Annotated in this window: 18 protein-coding genes and 1 tRNA gene; 7 read left to right on the forward strand and 12 right to left on the reverse strand. The window is 66.5% G+C overall.

From position 1 onward, the window contains the following. Positions 1 to 47 precede the first annotated feature (47 nt). Entirely contained in the window at positions 48 to 1739 is a 1692-nt protein-coding gene (locus Q0L25_RS12565) for a M28 family metallopeptidase (protein ID WP_296614729.1), read from the forward strand. Then, a complete protein-coding gene (locus Q0L25_RS12570; RefSeq protein ID WP_296614731.1) occupies positions 1726 to 2490 on the forward strand; it encodes an SDR family NAD(P)-dependent oxidoreductase in 765 nt (254 codons plus the stop codon). Before Q0L25_RS12565 ends, Q0L25_RS12570 begins: the two co-directional genes overlap by 14 nt. On the opposite strand, the gene Q0L25_RS12575 is transcribed toward Q0L25_RS12570, so the two are convergent. The 3 genes from Q0L25_RS12575 to Q0L25_RS12585 form a co-directional block, all read right to left on the reverse strand. Beyond that, positions 2487 to 3407, reverse strand: coding sequence for an EamA family transporter (locus tag Q0L25_RS12575; RefSeq protein WP_296615699.1), 921 nt, complete (start codon positions 3405 to 3407; stop codon positions 2487 to 2489). The genes Q0L25_RS12570 and Q0L25_RS12575 overlap by 4 nt on opposite strands. A gap of 83 nt (positions 3408 to 3490) precedes the next feature. Then, complete coding sequence (locus tag Q0L25_RS12580; RefSeq protein WP_296614733.1) at positions 3491 to 4495, reverse strand: low specificity L-threonine aldolase; 1005 nt, start codon at positions 4493 to 4495, stop codon at positions 3491 to 3493. 160 nt (positions 4496 to 4655) lie between these two features. After that, complete coding sequence (locus tag Q0L25_RS12585) at positions 4656 to 6770, reverse strand: transglycosylase domain-containing protein (protein WP_296614734.1); 2115 nt, start codon at positions 6768 to 6770, stop codon at positions 4656 to 4658. A gap of 262 nt (positions 6771 to 7032) precedes the next feature. Here Q0L25_RS12585 and Q0L25_RS12590 point away from each other — a divergent pair, with 262 nt between their 5' ends. Next, the gene (locus tag Q0L25_RS12590; RefSeq protein WP_296614737.1) at positions 7033 to 7611 is read left to right on the forward strand and encodes an NADPH-dependent FMN reductase; all 579 of its coding nucleotides are present in this window, start codon (positions 7033 to 7035) and stop codon (positions 7609 to 7611) included. Between the two features lie 117 nt (positions 7612 to 7728). Here the strand turns inward: Q0L25_RS12590 and Q0L25_RS12595 are convergent, their stop codons facing one another. From Q0L25_RS12595 to hutI, 5 genes are all read right to left on the reverse strand, one after another. Beyond that, complete coding sequence (locus tag Q0L25_RS12595) at positions 7729 to 8355, reverse strand: DUF4142 domain-containing protein (RefSeq protein WP_296614739.1); 627 nt, start codon at positions 8353 to 8355, stop codon at positions 7729 to 7731. Positions 8356 to 8415: 60 nt separating this feature from the next. Continuing rightward, complete coding sequence (gene hutU / locus Q0L25_RS12600) at positions 8416 to 10080, reverse strand: urocanate hydratase (protein WP_296614740.1); 1665 nt, start codon at positions 10078 to 10080, stop codon at positions 8416 to 8418. Continuing rightward, the gene (gene hutG / locus Q0L25_RS12605; protein ID WP_296614743.1) at positions 10077 to 10874 is read right to left on the reverse strand and encodes an N-formylglutamate deformylase; all 798 of its coding nucleotides are present in this window, start codon (positions 10872 to 10874) and stop codon (positions 10077 to 10079) included. The genes hutU and hutG overlap by 4 nt, the downstream gene beginning before the upstream one ends. Before the next feature lie 178 nt (positions 10875 to 11052). Continuing rightward, positions 11053 to 12573 carry a histidine ammonia-lyase gene (gene hutH / locus Q0L25_RS12610; protein ID WP_296614747.1) on the reverse strand — a complete coding sequence of 507 codons (1521 nt, stop codon included), beginning with the start codon at positions 12571 to 12573 and terminating at the stop codon, positions 11053 to 11055. After that, a complete protein-coding gene (gene hutI, locus Q0L25_RS12615; RefSeq protein ID WP_296614749.1) occupies positions 12564 to 13754 on the reverse strand; it encodes an imidazolonepropionase in 1191 nt (396 codons plus the stop codon). The genes hutH and hutI overlap by 10 nt, the downstream gene beginning before the upstream one ends. Positions 13755 to 13811: 57 nt before the next feature. Between hutI and Q0L25_RS12620 the strand changes: the two genes are divergently transcribed. Together Q0L25_RS12620 and Q0L25_RS12625 are read left to right on the forward strand one after the other, a co-directional pair. After that, positions 13812 to 15158: a formimidoylglutamate deiminase gene (locus Q0L25_RS12620; protein ID WP_296614750.1), complete on the forward strand. Its 1347-nt coding sequence runs from the start codon at positions 13812 to 13814 to the stop codon at positions 15156 to 15158. Further along, positions 15155 to 15826 (forward strand): UTRA domain-containing protein, encoded by a 672-nt coding sequence (locus Q0L25_RS12625; protein WP_296614752.1) that lies wholly within the window; start codon positions 15155 to 15157, stop codon positions 15824 to 15826. The genes Q0L25_RS12620 and Q0L25_RS12625 overlap by 4 nt, the downstream gene beginning before the upstream one ends. 6 nt (positions 15827 to 15832) lie before the next feature. Here Q0L25_RS12625 and Q0L25_RS12630 read toward each other — a convergent pair whose 3' ends face one another. Then, a complete protein-coding gene (locus tag Q0L25_RS12630; RefSeq protein ID WP_296614753.1) occupies positions 15833 to 16378 on the reverse strand; it encodes a methyltransferase domain-containing protein in 546 nt (181 codons plus the stop codon). Between the two features lie 92 nt (positions 16379 to 16470). After that, a tRNA-Thr gene (locus Q0L25_RS12635) sits at positions 16471 to 16545 on the reverse strand. A gap of 97 nt (positions 16546 to 16642) precedes the next feature. On the opposite strand from Q0L25_RS12635, the gene Q0L25_RS12640 reads away from it, so the two are divergent. After that, positions 16643 to 16789, forward strand: coding sequence for a hypothetical protein (locus Q0L25_RS12640; RefSeq protein WP_296614755.1), 147 nt, complete (start codon positions 16643 to 16645; stop codon positions 16787 to 16789). A gap of 11 nt (positions 16790 to 16800) precedes the next feature. Then, on the forward strand, positions 16801 to 17814 hold the full coding sequence (locus Q0L25_RS12645) for a glycosyltransferase family 2 protein (protein ID WP_296614757.1): 1014 nt from the start codon (positions 16801 to 16803) through the stop codon (positions 17812 to 17814). A 102-nt stretch (positions 17815 to 17916) separates the two neighbouring features. Here Q0L25_RS12645 and Q0L25_RS12650 read toward each other — a convergent pair whose 3' ends face one another. Both Q0L25_RS12650 and Q0L25_RS12655 read right to left on the reverse strand, forming a co-directional pair. Further along, the gene (locus Q0L25_RS12650; RefSeq protein WP_296614759.1) at positions 17917 to 18648 is read right to left on the reverse strand and encodes a class I SAM-dependent methyltransferase; all 732 of its coding nucleotides are present in this window, start codon (positions 18646 to 18648) and stop codon (positions 17917 to 17919) included. Between the two features lie 34 nt (positions 18649 to 18682). Continuing rightward, complete coding sequence (locus Q0L25_RS12655) at positions 18683 to 19111, reverse strand: GtrA family protein (RefSeq protein ID WP_296614761.1); 429 nt, start codon at positions 19109 to 19111, stop codon at positions 18683 to 18685. Positions 19112 to 19142: the final 31 nt, after the last annotated feature.

Raw genomic sequence — 19142 nt, forward strand, 5'->3', positions numbered from 1 at the left:
TTACAAGCGTGCTACGCGCCACGGCAGATACAGCCAAGAGGAAAGCCATGTTGAGACTGATCGGCGCAGTCGCGTTGATGCTCGCCGCCGGGACAGCGATCGCCCAGACCGAAAAGGCTCCTCCGGCCGCCGCTGCTCCGGCGAAGGAAAGCGTCGCGTCGATCAACCAACGGGTCAATGCGCCGCTCCCCGCCGATCAGGCGGCGATGAAGGCCCATGTCATGTTCCTGGCTTCGGACGCGATGCGCGGGCGCGAGGCGGGCAGCCACGAATTCGACATCGCCGCGCAATATGTCGCCGCTCAATTCTACGCCGCCGGACTTCGTCCGGGCGGGGACGATGGCGGCTATCTGCAGAAGGTACCACTGATCGGCTACAAGCTCGCCGACAAAGGTAATTTCGTCTGGACGCCGACCGGCGGGCAGCCGCAGACGCTGGTCTTCGGCGAGGATTTCGTACCCTCGCCCAATCCCGCCAAGCCGGAAACCAGCCTCAGCGCGCCGATCGTCTTCGTCGGCTACGGCATCGTCGCGCCGGATTACAAGCGGGACGATTATCGCGGCGTCGACGTCCGCGGGAAGATCGTCGCCTATATCGGCAGCGCGCCGGCCGATTATGACGGCGAGGAGCGCGCGTTCTTCTCCAGCGCTCCGACCAAGGCGCGCATTGCCGCGGAGCACGGCGCGATCGGCGTCATCCAGATCGAAAGCCCGAGAAGCGGGCGCGGTGCGGCGCCGTTCGCCGCGACAGTGAGCCAATGGCAGCGCGAGCGCGTCACCTGGGCGCGGGTGGGTGACCGCGCGAGCTCCGACAGTGCCCCGATCCTCGGGACGCTGTCGATGGCGACCGCGGCGAAAATGTTCGCCGGTGCCGGCATCTCATGGGACCAGGTGCGCAGAGCGGCGGACAGCGACAAGGCCGTCTTTGCGCCGGTCCCGCTGAAGGGCGTCTTGTCGGTCGCAATCAACACCGAAACGCGGCCGATGCCGTCGTCGAACGTGATCGGCATGATCCCCGGCGGCGACCCCAAATTGAAGGACGAGGTCGTCATCCTGTCGGCGCATCTCGACCATATCGGCGTCGGCAAGCCCGACAAGACCGGCGACACAATCAATAACGGCGCAGAGGACAATGCGATTGGCGTCGCCAGCCTGATCGAGGAAGCCAAGCGCTTCGCCGCCTCGGGCAAGCCGCCGCGCCGCACCGTCATGTTCCTGGCGGTGACCGCCGAGGAGAAGGGATTGGTCGGCTCCGACTATTTCGCCAACAATCCGACCGTGCCGCTCAAATCGATCGTCGCCGACGTCAATCTCGACATGCCGCTGATCACCTATCCGTTCGAGGACATGGTGGTGTTCGGCGCGCAGCGCTCGACGCTCGGGCCGATCGTCGAACGGGCCGTGGCATCCGTCGGCGTGTCGATGTCTCCCGACCCGATGCCGGAGGAAGGCATTTTCGTCCGCTCCGACCATTTCCGCTTCGTGCAAAAAGGCATTCCGTCGGTCTTCCTGTGGCCAGGCGAGAAGGGGGCCGGCAAGGCGGCCTGGGCCGACTTCATGGCGAACCATTATCACCAGCCGTCGGACGAAATCTCGCAGCCGCTCGACTGGGCGCAGGGTGTCCGCTTCGTCGCGGTCAATTACGCCATCGCACGCGAGATCGCCGATAACGACGAGCGGCCGCGCTGGAACAAGGGCGATTATTTTGGGACGTATTTCGGGGGCTATGGCGCGAACTAACCTTCTGATCTTCGGCCTGGGCTATTCGGCGAGCGTCGTCGCGGACCGGCTCGACGGATGGGAGATGGCCGCCACCGGCAGCGCGGGCAATCTCGATTTCGACGATCGGGAGGGCGTGATCGCGGCGATCGACCGCGCGACGCACATCCTGTCCTCGGTGCCGCCGGACGAGGTCGATCCCGTCCTCGCACGCTACGGCGCGGCGCTGGCGGATGGAGGCAAGTGGCTCGGCTACCTCTCCTCGACGGGCGTCTATGGCGACGCCGGTGGGGCATGGGTGGATGAAAGCGCGCCGATTCTCGGGCGGCGACAGGCCCGCAATCGCGCGGATGCCGACTGGCTGTCGCTCGGCGCGCGAGTCTTCCGTCTGCCGGGCATTTACGGCCCCGGACGCTCGCCGCTCGATCGTGTGCGCAGCGGACGGGCGCATCGCACCGGAATTGCGGGGCAAGTGTTCAGCCGCGTGCATGTCGATGATCTCGCGGCCGGCGTGATCGCCGGGCTGGATGCGCCGTCCGGTGCCTACAACCTCGCCGACGACATGCCGGCGAGTCAGGACGCGGTGATCGAGTTCGCCGCAGAGTTGCTCGGCGTCGATCCGCCGCCGATCGTCCCGCTCGACGCGCTCACCCCAGAGGCGCGCGCCTTTCATGCCGAGAACCGGCGCGTGTCCAACCAGAAAGCGAAACGCGTGCTGGGCTGGCGGCCGGTCTATGCCGATTATCGGTTGGGCCTGCGCGCTCTGGTTTAACGATTGGGCCTTCTGGCCCGGAGGGCAACGACTAGCCCGAATGCGGCCAAAGCCGCGCCGCCGATCGCGAGTCCCGACCAGCGATAGCCTTCGAACAGGGTCGACAGCATCATTGCGATGACGGGCACGATGACGCTGGAATAGGCCGCCTTGGCCGGCCCGATCGTGCGGATCACTCCGAAATAGAGCGGGAAAGCGAGCGCCGAGGCGAAGACGCCGAGATAGAGGATGCCGAGCAGATAGACCGCGCGATGCTCGATCACCGGGGCACCGGTCGTAGCGTACGCGAAGATGGCGTCGATCGCCGCGCCGACGAGCATCGCCACCGCCACCGTCGTGCCCATCGGATAGCGCGCCGCGGTTGGTGTCGCCTGCATCACGTTGGCGGTCGACGCGCAGAGAATCGCGCACAGAGTGAAGCCGATACCCGCCAGCACCTGGCCTGGTCCGTGCGGATCGACTCGCGCCTCGCGCACGAACAGCAGGACGACGCCAGCCATCGCGATGGCCGATCCGATCATCAGCTGTCGGCCGAGCTTCTGACCGAGGAAGACGCGCCCGAACAGTGCGTTGGGGATCAGCAGCATCGCGAACACCACCGACACCAAACCCGAGGTGACGTGCTGCTCGGCGCGATAGACGAAATTGAAATTGCCGGAGAATTGCAGCAGCCCGAGCAGCGCCGCGAAGCCATAGCCGCGCGCGCCGAGCCGCCAGCTCTCGCGCTTCCACAGCGCCCAGCCGGCCATGCAGATACCCGCGACCAGAAAGCGATAGGTCACCGACCAGCTCGGCGGCACCACGCCCAATTGATCGCGGATCACCAACCAGGTCGATCCCCAGATCAGGGTGACGATGCCGAACGGCACCAACACGCCGAGCGTGGTCGAACGGGGTTTGGTTTCGGGCGGCTGCAGCACGATTCGCCTCTACTCCCGTGCGCGCGTGCAACAACCCGGCTTTTGCTTGTGCGGTGACAAGGTGAGTCTATGACCCGCCGTTACGGCAACGCCGCGATCGCGTCCGCCAGCGGGCGGATCGCGTCCTCGGCCTGGTTCCAGCAGGTGACCAGCCGCACTTCGCCCGGCGCCCAGTCGTAAAAGTCGAAACCCAGGGCGCGCAGGCCTGTTGCTTCTTCGCGGGTCACGCGCAGGAACACCTCATTCGCTTCGACCGGATAAACCAGCCGATCGCCCGCCGCGCGCGCCAGCAGCGCCGCCCCGGCATTGGCCGCGCGCGCATTGTCGAGCCACACGTCATTGTCGAGCATGGCCAGGATCTGTGCTGCCAGATACCGCCCCTTCGACACGAGCAGCCCGGCGCGCTTGCGGCGATACTGGCTCGCCGCGGCAAGCTCGGGCTTGAAGAAGACCAAAGCCTCGGCGGTCATCCCGCCATTCTTGATGAAGCCGAAGCTGAGCGCATCGACCCCGGCGCGCCAGGTCAGATCGGCCAGGTCGGCGCCCGAATGGACTACCGCATTGGCGAAGCGCGCGCCGTCCATGTGGAAGCCGAGCCCGCGCGCCTTGGCGATGTCGCCCAGCGCGGCGACCTCGTCCGGCGTGTAGGTCAGACCATATTCGGTCGCGTTGGTGATCGACAGAGCGTGCGCCTGAACCTGGTGCACGTCGTTGCGGATCCCGGCGAGCACGTCTTTCACCGCTTCCGGCGTCATCTTCGCGCCCGGTCCTTCGGCGAGCAGCAATTTTGCCCCATGGAGGTAAAAGCCCGGCGCACCGGCTTCGTCATTGTTGATATGCGCCTCGCGGTGGCAGATCACCGCGCCGTGCGGCTGGCAGAGTGCGGCGAGCGCCAGGCAATTGGCGGACGTGCCCGATGGCGTCCACAGCACTTCGACTTGCGTTCCGAACAGGTCGGAGAAGCGACCGTTGAGCTGTTGCGACCAGCGGTCGCCGTCATAGGCGGTATCTAGGACATTGGCGGCGGCGATCGCATCGATCACCGCGGGGCAGGCCGGGGCGGCATTGTCGGAGAAGAAGCGCATGGCACGCTCCATCCGCGATGCGGCAGCGGGAGGGAAGAGGGAATATCTCTGCTATTCGTCATGCCGGGCTTGTCCCGGCATCCAACGTGCAACAACGGCTGGTTTCCGTTGTGGAGGGTTGGACCCCGGCACAAGGCCGGGGTGACGGCTACGCTGAAGCCTAGCGTCCATCATCCGGGTTCGGCGGGCGCGGTGGGCGATCGCCCGGGTCCGGCGCGGGCGACAGGCGCAAGGTGCCGTCGCGCTTGACCTGCAGGTTGACGCCCAGCCCCGAAATATTGCCTTCGACCGGCAGCGGTCCGGTGCCCGGGTCGATCGTCGTGCCGTCTTCGTCGCCATCGGTCGCATTGTCGTCGACCGCCTCCGGGACGGCCGGTGGCGGCGGCGGGGCGATGCCCAGCGCGTTCTGCATGAAGTCTTTCCAGACGCGGGCCGGGATGCCGCCGCCCGACAGGCCGGCATTGGGCGTGTTGTCGTCATTCCCGACCCACACGCCGACGACCAGATCCTTGGCGAAGCCGACGAACAAGGCGTCGCGATTGTCCTGCGTCGTCCCGGTCTTGCCATAGGTCGGCACCGACAGGGCCGCCTGGCGCCCCGTGCCGCCGTCAGTCGAGGACGACAACAGGTCGAGCATCTCGTCGCGGACATTACCGCCGAGCGAGCGCGGGCCGCCGACGATGTTCGAATACCAGGGCTTGCCTTCGGTCGCCTCGATGCCGCGCGCGCTGACCGGATAGCCGTCGCCGGCAATTGCAGCGAACGCGCTGGTCAGTTCGAGCAGCGATACGGTCGAGGTGCCGAGCGCGATCGAGGCTTCGTGCGGGATCGGGGTAGAGATGCCGAGATCGCGCGCCGCCTTGATGACATTGTCGACGCCGACCTTCTGGATCAGCCGCGCGGCGGCGACGTTGCTCGATTTCTGAAAGGCACGGCGGAGTGTGATCTGCCCTTCGTATCGGCCATCGCTGTTCTTGGGGCTCCATCCTGCGATCGTGATGGGTTCGTCCTCGACCATATCGTCGGGCGTCATTCCCGCGCGCATCGCCGCGAGATAGACGAACAGCTTGAAGGTCGATCCCGGTTGGCGGCGAGCTTGCGTCGCGCGGTTGAACGGGCTGGTCTTGTAGTCCTTGCCGCCGACCATCGCCACGACGCGGCCGTCGGGGCGCATCGCGACGATCGCGACCTGCGCCTGGCGCAGGCCGGCGCGCCGGACAGCCCGTTCGGCGGCCTTCTGCAGCCGCGGTTCGAGCGTGGTGACGACCTTGGTTTCCTGACTGAGGTCGCCCTGCGTATCGCGCGCCTCGGGCAATACCCAGTCGGCGAAATAGGTGCCGTCGGGCAGTTCGGCGACCGGCCGTACGCGCAGCGACGCCAGCCGTACATCGGCCTGATCCTTGGTCAGGAATCCGGCCGCGATCATCGCGCCGAGCACGACCTTTTCGCGATCCTGCGCGCCCCGCAGGTTGCCGGTCGGCGCGAGTTTGGACGGCGCCTTGACCAGCCCCGCCAGCATCGCCGCCTGGCTGACGCTCAGATGCTCGGGCTCGACATTGAAGTAATGGAGCGAGGCGGCGCGCAGGCCATAGACGTTGTCGCCGAAATAGACGTTCGAGAGATAGCGCGACAAAATGTCGTTCTTCGACAGCCATGCCTCGAGCCAGAAGGCGATCAGCGCCTCGCGCAATTTGCGCCCGGCGGTGCGGTCGGAATCGAGAAAAGCGTTCTTGGCCAACTGCTGGGTGATCGTGCTGCCGCCCTCCCGCACGCCGCCCGCCATCACATTGTGCGCCATTGCACGCATGATGCCCCAGGGATCCACGCCCCAATGCGAATAGAAGCGGCGATCCTCGATCGCGATAAAGGCCTGGGGGACGTATTTGGGCAATTTCGACGCGTCGACCGGCTTGTCGACCGTGGCGCCACGCCGCGCGATCGGCGTACCGTCGGCAGCGAGCAAGGTCACGGAGGGCGGGGTCGGCGGCTGCAGCGACTTGGAGAGCGGCGCGGTTATCGCCAGCCAGCCGACCAGGATCACGAACAGCACCACGCATGCGGCCATCGCCCGCACGATGATCCGGCCCCAGCGGCGCTTCTTGCGGACGACAGGTAGGTTGCTGGTGTAACCGGGCTCCGGCTGGCCCGTACCGCCCGGCGAATCGGGTGGAGGAACCGCGGTCGCCGCCTGGCTCAGATAATCGTCGGGATAGGCCGAATGCGCGCCCCAGCGGGGGTCGGGTCGTCGGTTGCCGTCAAAGGGGTCGTCGCGCATCCACTGCTTCCACACGGCCCACCGGGCCAACAGGCGTATTACTCAAATAACACAGACCGTGCAATGCCGCTGTAGCAGATCGCGCGCAGGGAGGCTATCGCGGGGCAGTAGAGTCGTTATCAGCTTCGCTGAATCGGTGCCGGCCCACTCCCCCACCCGGCCGCCCATAGAATACCTTGTTGGGCGGCCGGGTGGGGGAGTGGGCCGGCACCGCAACCGTTTCAGCTCGGCTGAAACAGAGTCTAGTGGCAAAGGAGCTGGGATGCCGGACAAACCGTTGATCGTCGGAATCGGGGGAACGATCGGCGCGGTTTCGTCGACCGAACGCGCGCTCCGGATCGCGCTCGATGCCGTCGAGCGCGAGGGATTTGCCACAAGATTGTTCGGTGGCGAGGATATGGCGCGGCTACCGCTCTACGACCCGCGCGCGACCTCGCGGACCTCGCAGGAGCGCGAATTCGTCGACGCCGTGCGCAAGGCCTCGGGCGTGATCATCGCCAGCCCCGGCTATCACGGCAGCCTGTCGGGCGTGGTCAAGAATGCCCTCGATCTGCTCGAGGAAACGGCCAAGGACGAGCGGCCCTATCTTGCCGACATGCCCGTGGGGCTGATCGCCACGGCCTATGGCTGGCAAGCGACCGGGTCGACGATCGCCGCCTTGCGGTCGATCGTCCACGCGCTGCGTGGTTGGCCCACGCCGTTCGCCGCTGCGATCAATACGCAGGTTACGCAATTCGACGACCAGGGCGGCGCGACCGATCCGGCGGTGGTCGAGCAATTGTGCCTGATCGGCCGGCAAGTCGCGCGGTTTGCGCCTTTGGTCGAGCGGACGAGCAGTTAGGCAACACGAGCCCCTCCCCTTCAGGGGAGGGGTAGGGGTGGGGGATGCCTCGCAGAGCGCATCGCTTGGAACTGCCCCACCCCAACCCCTCCCCCAAGGGGGAGGGGCTTTAAAGGGCTACTTCTTCAACTTCTTCGCCATGTCGAGATGCTCCTGCACCTTCGGCGCGATCTCGCCCGCGGCGGTCTTCAGGCTGGGCGTGTCGCCCTTGTCGGCATAACTTTTCATCAGCGACAGTGCGTCCTCGTGCGCCGAGACCTGGCCGTCGATATAGGCCTTGTCGAAATCGGCGCCCTTGAGCTTGCCGAGATCGTCGAGTTTGGACTGCAGGTCGCTGGTCAACGTCGGGTCGGGCTTGATCGCCGGCGTGGCCTTGGCGGCGGCCGCTTTGATCTTGGCGGTCGACCCGGTGTGCGCCTCGATCATCGTCGCGGCGAATTTCTTGACGTCGGCCGATTCGGCGTTGGTCTTGGCGAGCTTGGCTGCCGCAATTTCGAACGCGTCGCTCTTGGCGGCCTTGTCAGCGAATTCCTGGCCGGTGGGCGTCGGGTTGAGGGCGTTGCCGGCCGCGTCGAGCGCGTTGCTGGTGGCACTCGTCGCGGTATCGACCGCGTTGCTGGTGGTGTTGCTGATGTCGGACCCGATATCGGTCACCGCGTTGGTCGTCGTGTCCTGCGACTTTTGCGAGCAGGCTCCCAGGGCCGCGATGAGGGCGATCGCACCGAAGCTAAGTTTGGCGTTCATGCTTTCTCTCCTTCGAGCGGCACGAACGTTTCGGCGGCGGCGGACGTTCCGACGTCCGGCTTAGCCCAGGCTCGGCAGGTCGAGTCCCTTCTCGCGGGCGCAGTCGATCGCGATGTCGTAGCCGGCATCGGCATGGCGCATCACGCCAGTCGCCGGATCGTTCCACAGCACGCGTTCGAGCCGCTTGGCGGCCTCGGGCGTGCCGTCGGCCACGATCACCATCCCGGCATGCTGCGAATAGCCCATGCCGACCCCGCCGCCGTGATGGAGCGACACCCAGGTCGCGCCGCTGGCGGTGTTGAGCAGGGCGTTGAGCAGCGGCCAGTCGCTGACCGCGTCCGACCCGTCCCGCATCGCCTCGGTCTCGCGATTGGGGCTGGCGACCGATCCCGAATCGAGATGGTCGCGGCCGATCACCACCGGCGCCTTCAATTCGCCTTTCGCCACCATCTCGTTGAACGCGAGACCGAGCCGATGGCGATCGCCGAGCCCGACCCAGCATATCCGCGCCGGCAGGCCCTGAAAGTGGATTCGCTCGCGCGCCATGTCGAGCCAGCGGTGGAGATGCGCGTCGTCGGGCAGCAGCTCCTTCACCTTGGCGTCGGTCTTGTAGATATCCTCGGGATGGCCCGACAAAGCCGCCCAGCGGAACGGACCGATGCCGCGGCAGAAGAGCGGGCGGATATAGGCGGGCACGAAGCCGGGGAAATCGAACGCGTTGGCGACGCCTTCGTCCTTGGCGACCTGGCGGATATTGTTGCCGTAATCGACCGTCGGCACGCCTGCGGCCTGGAAGTCGAGCATCGCGCGGACATGGACCGCCATCGACGCCTTGGCCGCCTTGGCGACACCTTGGGGGTCTCGCTCACGCCCGTCGAACCATTGATCGAGCGCCCAGCCGATCGGGAGGTAGCCATTGACCGGATCGTGCGCGGAAGTCTGGTCGGTCAGCAGGTCGGGGCGGATGCCGCGGCGGAAGATCTCGGGCAGCACTTCGGCGGCATTGCCGAGCAAGCCGACCGACACCGTCTTGCTCTCGGCTTTGGCGCGCTCGAGGATCGCCATCGCCTCTTCGATCGTGTCGGCCTTGAAATCGAGATAACCGGTCGCCAGGCGCATCTCGATCCGGCTCGGCTGGCACTCGATCGCCAGGCACGACGCGCCCGCCATCACCGCGGCGAGAGGTTGTGCGCCGCCCATGCCGCCGAGGCCTGCGGTCAGCAGCCACCGGCCGCTCAAGTCGCCGCCATAATGCTGGCGGCCCATCTCGACGAACGTCTCGTACGTACCCTGAACGATGCCCTGGGTGCCGATATAGATCCACGACCCTGCGGTCATCTGGCCGTACATCATCAGCCCGGCGCGATCGAGCTCGGCGAAATGCTCCCACGTCGCCCAGTGGGGCACGAGGTTCGAATTGGCGAGCAGCACGCGCGGTGCGTTTTCGTGCGTGCGGAACACGCCGACCGGCTTGCCCGACTGGATCAATAGTGTTTCGTCGCTCTCCAGTCGACGCAACGTCTCGACGATGCGGTCATAGCTTTCCCAGTCCCGCGCCGCGCGGCCGATGCCGCCATAGACGACCAGTTCCTGCGGATTCTCCGCCACCCGCGCGTCGAGATTGTTCATCAGCATGCGCAGCGGCGCTTCGGTCAGCCAGGACTTGGCCGAGAGATCGGTGCCGGTCGCGGCCTGGATGTGGCGCTGATTATCGATGCGGGTCATGCTTGGTCCTTGGCGAAGGAAAGGGCGGCGGCGAGCACGCGCGCAAGGTCGGCGCGAAGCGGGGCGGCGAGATCGGGATCCCAGGCGGGCGGCCAGTTGCTCTCATCGGGCTCGCCGGCAGGCTCGTTCAGATAGGCGCGCATCGCGATCTCCATCTGGATCGCGTGCACGCCGTGCCCGGGCTGGCCATAGTGACGCGTGGTCCAGCCGCCGCGGAAGCGGCCGTTGAGGACGTGGCTGCGACCGGCGCATTGGGCGACCACCGCATCGCTGAACTCCGAATCGCAGGTTGTGCCGTTGTCGGTGCCGATGTTGAGCTCGGGAAGCGCGCCGTCGAACAGGCGTGGGACACGGCTGCGGATCGAATGGCAATCGTAGAGCACGACGCGCGAGTGCAGCGCTCGGAGGCGCGTGATCTCGGCCTCGATCGTTGCGTGATAGGGGGCGAACCAGGTTTCACGCCGCGCTGACACATCGGCTGCGGCGCCGTCGCGATAGAGCGGCTCGCCATCGAACGTCTCCGTCGGGCACAGACCGGTGGTTGCTTGCCCCGGATAGAGCGACGCACCCGACGGATCGCGGTTGCAGTCGATCACGCTGCGCGACACGTCGGTCCAGATCATCGTCGCGTCGGCGAGGCCGTCGTACAGCGCACGGATATGCCAGTCGGCATCGCGGATCGCCCACCAACGTGAGCGGAAGTCGGGGAGGAGGGAGCCGGGAATCTCGGTTCCGCCGTGGGGAAAAGCGAGGATCAGTGGGGAATCGCTGCGTTCGACGTGGAGCCAGGTCATACGGTCGCTCCTGCGCTCGCCTCAGAGTCCAAAGCCGTCCGTACTTCCATCGTCACCCCTGCCTTGTGCCGGGATCCACCGTGCCGCAGGCTCTGGACAAGAGGCTCAAGCTTCGTGCTCGGTTGCCCGGTGGACCCCGGCACAAGGCCGGGGTGACGGGTAAGGGACAGCGCCGCAGTCACCCCAACACTCCCGGCAATTCGCCGACCGCGACCAACAACCGCTTCGACCGCACCAATTCCGTCGCGATCGCCATGTCCGGCGCCATATGTCGGTCGTCGGTCAGTGTCGGCACGCGCTCGCGCAGCAACCGGCGCGCATGCTCGACCGGCTCGCTTGACAGCATCGGCGCGTGGAAGTCGCATCCCTGGGCGCCGGCCAGCAACTCGATCCCCAGCACCGCATCGACGTTCGCCGCCATCTCGATCAGCCGCCGGGCGCCATGCGCCGCCATCGACACATGATCCTCCTGATTGGCAGAGGTCGGGATCGAATCGACGCTTGCCGGCGTCGCGCGCTGCTTGTTCTCGGAGACCAAAGCCGCGGCGGTCACCTGCGGAATCATGAATCCGGAATTGAGGCCGGGTTTGGGGGTCAGGAACGCGGGCAGCCCGGACAAGGCGGGATCGACCAGCATCGCGACACGACGTTCGGCCAGACTCCCGATCTCGCAAATGGCGAGCGCGATCATGTCGGCGGCGAAGGCGACGGGCTCGGCGTGGAAATTGCCGCCCGACAAGGCTTCGTCGGTCTCCGGGAAGATCAAGGGATTGTCCGACACGCCGTTCGCTTCGGTCACCAATGTGTCGCCCGCCTGGCGCAGCAGCGTGAGCGCAGCACCCATCACCTGCGGCTGACAGCGCAGACAATAGGGGTCCTGGACTCGCGCGTCGCCTTCGCGATGCGAGGCGCGGATCGCCGATCCCTCCATCATCCGGCGCAATGCGTCGGCGGTTTCGATCTGGCCGCGATGGCCGCGCAAGGCATGGATTCGATGGTCGAACGGTGCGTCCGACCCCTTGGCCGCCTCGGTCGACAGGATGCCGGTGACGAGCGCCGCGCGGTACAGGCGTTCGGCCTCGAACAGTCCGGCCAGCGCATAGGCGGCCGAGAATTGCGTGCCATTGAGCAGCGCGAGGCCTTCCTTGGGCCCGAGGTCGAGCGGCGCGAGCCCCGCCTCGGCCAGCGCCTGTGTCGCGGGCAGACGCTGATCCCCCACGAACATCTCGCCCACTCCGATCATCGTCGCGGTCATGTGCGCAAGCGGTGCGAGGTCGCCCGACGCGCCGACAGACCCCTGCGCGGGCACCACCGGGACCAGCCCCTTGGCCAGCATCGCCGCGAGCAATTCGACCGTCGCCGGCCCCACGCCCGACGCCCCGCGTGCGAGGCTGGCGAGCTTCAGCGCCATCATCAGTCGTGCGATCGGTACCGGCATCGGATCGCCGACGCCGGCGGCATGGCTCAGCACGATATTGCGCTGGAGCGTCGCCAGATCCTCGTCGCCGATCCGGACGCTGGCGAGCTTCCCGAACCCGGTATTGATGCCATAGACCGGCTCATGCCGGGCAAGGATGCGCGCCACTGACGCTGCGCTCTCCGCGATCGCCGGACGGCAGGCCGGATCGAGCACCGGCACCGCGCCCTCATAGATCGCCTGCCACGCCGAATAGGAGACGGCACCGGGGGTCAGCAGCATTCGCCGTCCTTCACGCGTAGATGGAGAGGGTTGAAGCCGATCCGGTAGACCAGCTCCGCCGGCTCGGAGATGTCCCAGACGGCCAGGTCGCAGGCCTTCCCGAGCTCGATCGTGCCGATTTCCTCGGCAAGGCCCAGTGCTCGCGCGCCGTGGACGGTCACGCCGCGCAATGCCTCCGTCACGGTCAAGCGGAACAGGGTCGCTGCCATGTTGAGCATCAGCAGAAGCGAAGTGGTCGGCGAGGTGCCAGGGTTGCAATCGGTTGCGATCGCGATCGGCACGCGATGCGCGCGGAACAGGTTGACCGGCGGCAGCTTGGTCTCACGCATGAAATAGAAAGCACCGGGCAGCAGAACGGCGACCGTTCCCGCCGCCGCCATCGCCACTGCATCGGCCTCGTCGGCATATTCGAGATGATCGGCCGACAGCGCGCCGAAGCTCGCCGCCAGGCTTGCGCCGTGCAACGCCGACAATTGCTCGGCATGGAGCTTGACCGGCAGCCCCGCGCGCCGGGCCGCGTCGAGCACGCGTCCGGTCTGTTCGGGCGTGAACCCGATCCCTTCGCAAAAGGCGTCGACCGCGTCGGCGAGACCTCGCGCGGCGGGGATCATCTCATCGGTGACCAGCGCGACATAATCGTCGGCGCGGCCGGCATATTCGGGCGGCAAAGCGTGCGCGCCCAAGAGGGTTGGCTTGACGCGCACGCGACGTTGGCCTTCCAACGACCGCGCGGCGCGCAGCATCTTGAGTTCGTCGGCGACGGTCAGGCCGTATCCCGACTTGATCTCGATCGTCGTCACGCCCTCGGCCAGCAGGGCGTCGAGCCGGGGCAAAGCGGCCGCGACCAGATCGGCTTCGCTCGCCGCTCGCGTCGCGCGCATCGTCGAGACGATGCCGCCGCCGGCCCGCGCGATCTCTTCATAGGATGCGCCGTCGAGCCGCATCGCCCACTCGCCCGACCGGTCGCCCGCGTGGACCAGATGGGTGTGGCAGTCGATCAGTCCCGGCGTGATCCAGCGCCCACCGCAATCCACGCTATCACCCGACGTTTCGGGAGCCTCCGTGCGCGGCCCGGCATAAGCGATCCGCCCGTCGCGGCTCACCACCACGCCGTCTTCGATCACGCCCAGCCCATCGCCGGCCATGGTTGCGAGTCGGGCATTGGTCCAGGTCCGCTCCATGCCTCCATCCTTGCCCGCGTCGATTATTATGTCTAGACATAATCGACAGGAGGACCGATGCCGACACTCTGGTTCGAACGCGCATTGCTGCCCGATGGCTGGGTCCGCCGAGTGCGCATCTCGGTTGCCGGCGCGTTCATTTCCGCCGTCGAGACAGATGTCGCGCCCCAGCCGGACGACCAGCGTCACGGCGCGGCATTGCCCGGCCTGTGCAACGTCCACAGCCACGGCTTTCAGCGCGGCATGGCTGGCCTGTCCGAGCGGCGCGGCCGGCCCGACGACGATTTCTGGAGCTGGCGCGCGGTGATGTACCGCTTCCTCGATCGCCTGACGCCTGACGACATCGCCGCGATCACCGCGCAGGCTTATGTTGAGATGTTGGAGAGTGGGTTCACCCGCGTCGGCGAATTCCACTATCTCCACAATGACGTGAGTGGCGCGCGCTACGCCGACCCGGCCGAAACCGCGGGCGCGATCGTGGCGGCGGCCGAGGCGAGCGGGATCGGGCTCACCCTGCTGCCGGTATTCTATGCGCATGCCGATTTTGGTGGCGCCCCGCCCGCGCCGGGCCAGCGGCGGTTCATTTCCAATGTCGATGGTTTCGCGCGGCTGGTCGAGGCAAGCCGCGCCAAGCTGCCCGCCGATGCGGTACTCGGCATCGCGCCGCATTCGCTGCGCGCGGTGACCCTCGATGAACTCGAGGCGATCATTCCGCTGGCCGAATCCGGTCCGATCCACATCCATGCCTCCGAGCAGATTCGCGAGGTTGAAGCCTGCTTGCGGTGGAGCAGCGCGCGGCCGGTCGAACTGCTGCTCGACCATGGCGAGATTGATGCACGCTGGTGTCTGATCCACTCGACCCATGTCGATGAACGCGAACGCGCGCAACTTGCGGCGAGCGGGGCGGTGGCGGGACTGTGTCCGGTGACCGAAGCCAATCTCGGCGACGGCGTGTTCCCTGCGGTCGAGTATCTCGCGGCGGGTGGAAGAATCGGCGTGGGGACAGACTCGAACATCCTGATCGACGCCGCGAGCGAGCTCCGCGCCATCGAATATTCGCAGCGCCTGACGCGACGGAAGCGCGCGTTGCTGGTCGACGATGCCGAGCCGTCGGTCGGTGCCAAACTGTTCGCTTCCGCCCACGCGGGTGGCGCCCAGGCGCTCGGCATCAAGAGCGGGATCGCGGTCGACAACGCCGCCGACCTCGTCGCGCTCGACCTCGACCATCCTGCGATGATCGGTGCCGGCGCCGATCTGCTCGACCGCTGGATCTTCGCGGCGCGGCCGGGTGCGATCGATGGCGTCTGGCGCGCGGGCCGCAAGCTGGTCGACCACGGCCGTCATATCGCCGCCGATGCGATCGCTGCCCGTTATCGTCACACCGTCGCCGCCCTGCTGGCATGACGGTCGAGGCGCTCATCCGCGGCGACATCGAGGCGCGCATCCATTCGGGGGAGTGGAAGCCCGGGCATCGCATCCCCTTCGAGCACGAACTGGTCACGGCTTACGGTTGTTCGCGCGCGACGGTCAGCAAGGCGCTGGGCGGCCTGGCCAAGGACGGCCTGATCGAACGTCGCCGCAAGGCTGGCTCGTTCGTCGCGCATCCGCAAGTTCATTCCGCCGTGCTCGAAGTCCCAGACCTCGCGCAGGTCATCGCCGCGCGTGGGGAAGATTATCGCTGGCAATTGACCGGCCGCCGCGGGGCGGAGAGCGCTGGCGAACTCGCGCTGCCGGCGCTGCTGGTCGAAGGGCTGCATTATGGCGGCGGCGAACCGTTCGCGCTCGAACGCCGGCTGATCGCGCTGACCGAAGTGCCCGAGGCCGAGCAGGAGAGCTTCGTCGATCAAGCGCCCGGCACATGGCTGCTCCACCACGTCCCCTGGACCGCAGCCCGCCATCGCATCCGGGCAGTGGAGGCGAATGTAGGGGAGGCGAAGGCGTTGGGGCTGCGACCGCGCGGTGCCTGTCTCGAACTCGACCGAACGACGTGGCGCGCCGGACAGATCGTGACGCATGTCCGCCAGCTGTTCCGCGGCGACCGCTATGATCTCGTCGCCGAGTTCAAACCCTAAGCGTGGTCAGTCGACAACCCAGAGGAACACTTCGCGCTGATCGATGACCTCATGCTTATGTGGCGCCCAGTCGCGTATCGCAAAGGCATGGCCGAGCACGCGGCTGCCCGGTGCGAGCTCGGTGCGAAGCCGCGCGCCAAGCAGGCCATGGACCATTGGAAGCAAATAGAGCGTGACGACGCTGGCCTCCTCGAGTCGTGTCGCGAACAGATCTTCGCGGCGGAACCGGACAAGCTGTTCGACGCCGGCGGCGCGCGCTGCCGTCTCGGCCTCGGCGATACGCTCCGCGTCGATATCGACGCCGAGAGCGCTGGCGCCGCGGCGTGCGGCGGCAATAACGATGCGGCCGTCGCCACAGCCAAGGTCGATGAGATGATCTCCCGGCCCTACTCCGGCGAGATCGAGCATGCGCTCGACCAGCGGCTCGGGCGTCGGCCAGAAGGGCGCGTCGAGATGGTGCGGCGTGCCGGCCCAAGGGCCGCGGATTGCCTTGAACGCGCGATCTTCGGCCTCTTCGGTACCGGTCACGCTCGGTCCCTTCTCGGAATCCATGCCTGTGTCAGCCGATCATCCTCCGGCTCAATTCCGTGGGGACGCTACCCTGCCGCCCGATGAAACGCCATCCGGGTCGATCAGGGAGAAAATGGTGCTGCCGGTGAGGATTGAACTCACGACCTCAGCCTTACCAAGGATGCGCTCTACCACTGAGCTACGGCAGCACTCTCGCGGGGCCATAGGCCACGACGGAGGCGCGCCTATGTCCGCCGACCCGGATATTGTCAAGGCGCGGTCGGCGGGTTTAGGTGATTCCGTCCAATGACCGCCAAGAACGACAAAGCCGACCGCGCCGCCCGCCTTGCCGAGCAATTGCGCGCCAATCTGCGCCGCCGCAAGGCGCAGGCGCGCGAGGGCGCGGCCGTGGAAACCACGAAAGGCGATGACGCGGACCGCGCGGGCGACTAAGCAGCACCGCCATGAATCGCCCAAAGCTCTCGATCGTCGTCCCGTGCTATAATGAGGCATTGAGCCTCGAGACGCTGCACGGCCGTGTCACCGCCGCCGCCAAGGCGGAGGTTGGCGAGGATTACGAGCTCGTCCTGATCAACGACGGGTCTAAGGACGATAGCTGGCCTATCATGCAGCGGCTGTCGCAAGGCGATCCACGGCTTGTCGCGATCAACCTTTCGCGCAATCATGGACACCAGCTCGCGCTGACCGCCGGGCTCGATCTGTGCTCGGGCGAGCAGATTCTGATCATCGACGCCGATCTTCAGGATCCACCCGAACTGCTGGGCGATATGCGCCAGATGATGGCGGCGGAAGACGCGGACGTGGTCTATGCGGTTCGCCGCAAGCGCGAAGGCGAGACCTTGTTCAAAAAGGCGACCGCCGCGGCATTCTATCGCCTGCTCGATCGCGTTACCGACACGCCGATCCCGCTCGACACCGGCGATTTCCGGCTGATGTCCAGGCGGGCGCTCGATGCGTTCCTGGCCTTGCCCGAGCAAGCCCGCTTCATTCGCGGCATGGTCGCCTGGATCGGGTTCCGCCAGGTGCCGTTTCCCTATGACCGCGCCGAGCGTTTCGCCGGCGAGACCAATTATCCCCTGTCGAAAATGCTGCGCCTCGCGTTCGACGCGATGACCGGCTTTTCGACCAAGCCGCTGACCTTTGCCAGCCATGTCGGCCTGGCCCTGACCGGCGCGTCGTTCCTGCTGCTGATCTATATCGCTGTAGGGTTCTTCTCGGGCAGCGCGGTGCCTGGCTGGACGTCTCTTGCATTCATCGTCGTGCTGCTCGGCGCGGTGCAGATGTTCGTGCTCGGGATGATCGGCGAGTATCTTGGGCGGCTATATGTCGAGTCGAAGCGGCGACCGCTGTATCTGGTATCGGATGTTGCGGGGCCGGTGCAGGGCAAGGCAACCTTGGGGTACCGGGCAGAGGATCGTCTCCTCCCTGCTCGCGGGGAGGGGGACCAAGCCGCGTAGCGGATTGGTGGAGGGGCGTTGCCCCTCCTGGTGCCCGTGCCGCAATGCCCTCCACCACCGACCTGCGGTCGGCGGTCCCCTCCCCGTGAACGGGGAAGGAACTTAGGCCTTCGGCACCGCCAAGGTCAGAATCGACAGACCCGGCGTCATCGGCACGCGGCCGACCATGTGGCGCTCGAGGCGGAAAATCACTTCGAACAGCTTGTTGACCGGCCCCGGCGGCGGCGAATCGTCGCTGTCGTCACGGCCGGTCATCCGACCCGCCACGCGCGCGGCAGCGGCGAGAGGAAACAGCAGCGAGTTGAAATAGCCGAACTTGCGCGTTTCCAGCCCGGCCGCATCGATGGCCTTTTTCAGGCTGGCTTTCGAATAGCGGCGGTGATGATGGTTCACGACATCGTGCGCGGACCACATCCATTGGTGCGCGGGCACAGCGATCAGGATCTTGCCGCCGGGTTTCAGGCAGTCCTTCATCGCGCGCAAGGCGGCGACGTCGTCGTCGATATGCTCGACCACGTCGAGCACCGCGATCATGTCATAGGCCCCGCGTTCGATCCCCGGCAGCATCGGCAGCGGGGCGTTGCTGACCGGCTTGTTCAGCCGCTTGCTGGCGATCGCGGCGGCGGCGGGGTCGATCTCGATCGCATCGACGTCGCCGAAAAGCTGCAGCATCGCCAGATTGTGGCCGGTGCCGCACCCGATCTCCAGGATGCGCGCCTGTTTGGGCACATTGGCGTAGCGCGCGACATAATCGTGCAGGATGTCCCGGCGCGCGACATACCACCAATGCGATGAGTCGTGCTCCGCCATGCGGTCGTAAACGATACGGTCCATTATTTGGGGCAATCCATGAGCGGGAAGAGGGCCATCAGGCGAACACGAGCCAGCGATTGAGAATGAACGTGAAGATCGTCGCCAAAGCGATCGCCGGCAACAGCGGCACCCAGGCCTGATAGCCGAGCAACGCGGTCCCGACCCAGGTGATCACGGCGTTGAGTCCCATGCCGGATGCCTGCACCATGACGAACTTGATCTGCTGCGTACCGCCCGGCTGGCGCGTACCGTGTCCCTTGAAGCTCCAGCGGCTGTGCAGGAAGAAGCCGGCAGTCACCGCGACGGCGAAGGCGAAGGGCACGGCATAGACTGCGTGCGCGGCAGGAAACACCCAGGTGGTGAGCGGCAGGTAGACCGCGGAATAGATCAGCGTCGATACCCCGCCGGCAATGCCGAAGCGCACCAGCTGGCCCATCAGCCCGCTTTCCCGCCACGTATCGATTTGTTTGAGAATTGCCGTCACGCGCTTGCCCTGGGAGTGCGCGCCGCCCTAA

The organism is Sphingomonas sp., assembly GCF_024508665.1.
In the GTDB taxonomy this organism is placed as follows: domain Bacteria; phylum Pseudomonadota; class Alphaproteobacteria; order Sphingomonadales; family Sphingomonadaceae; genus Sphingomonas.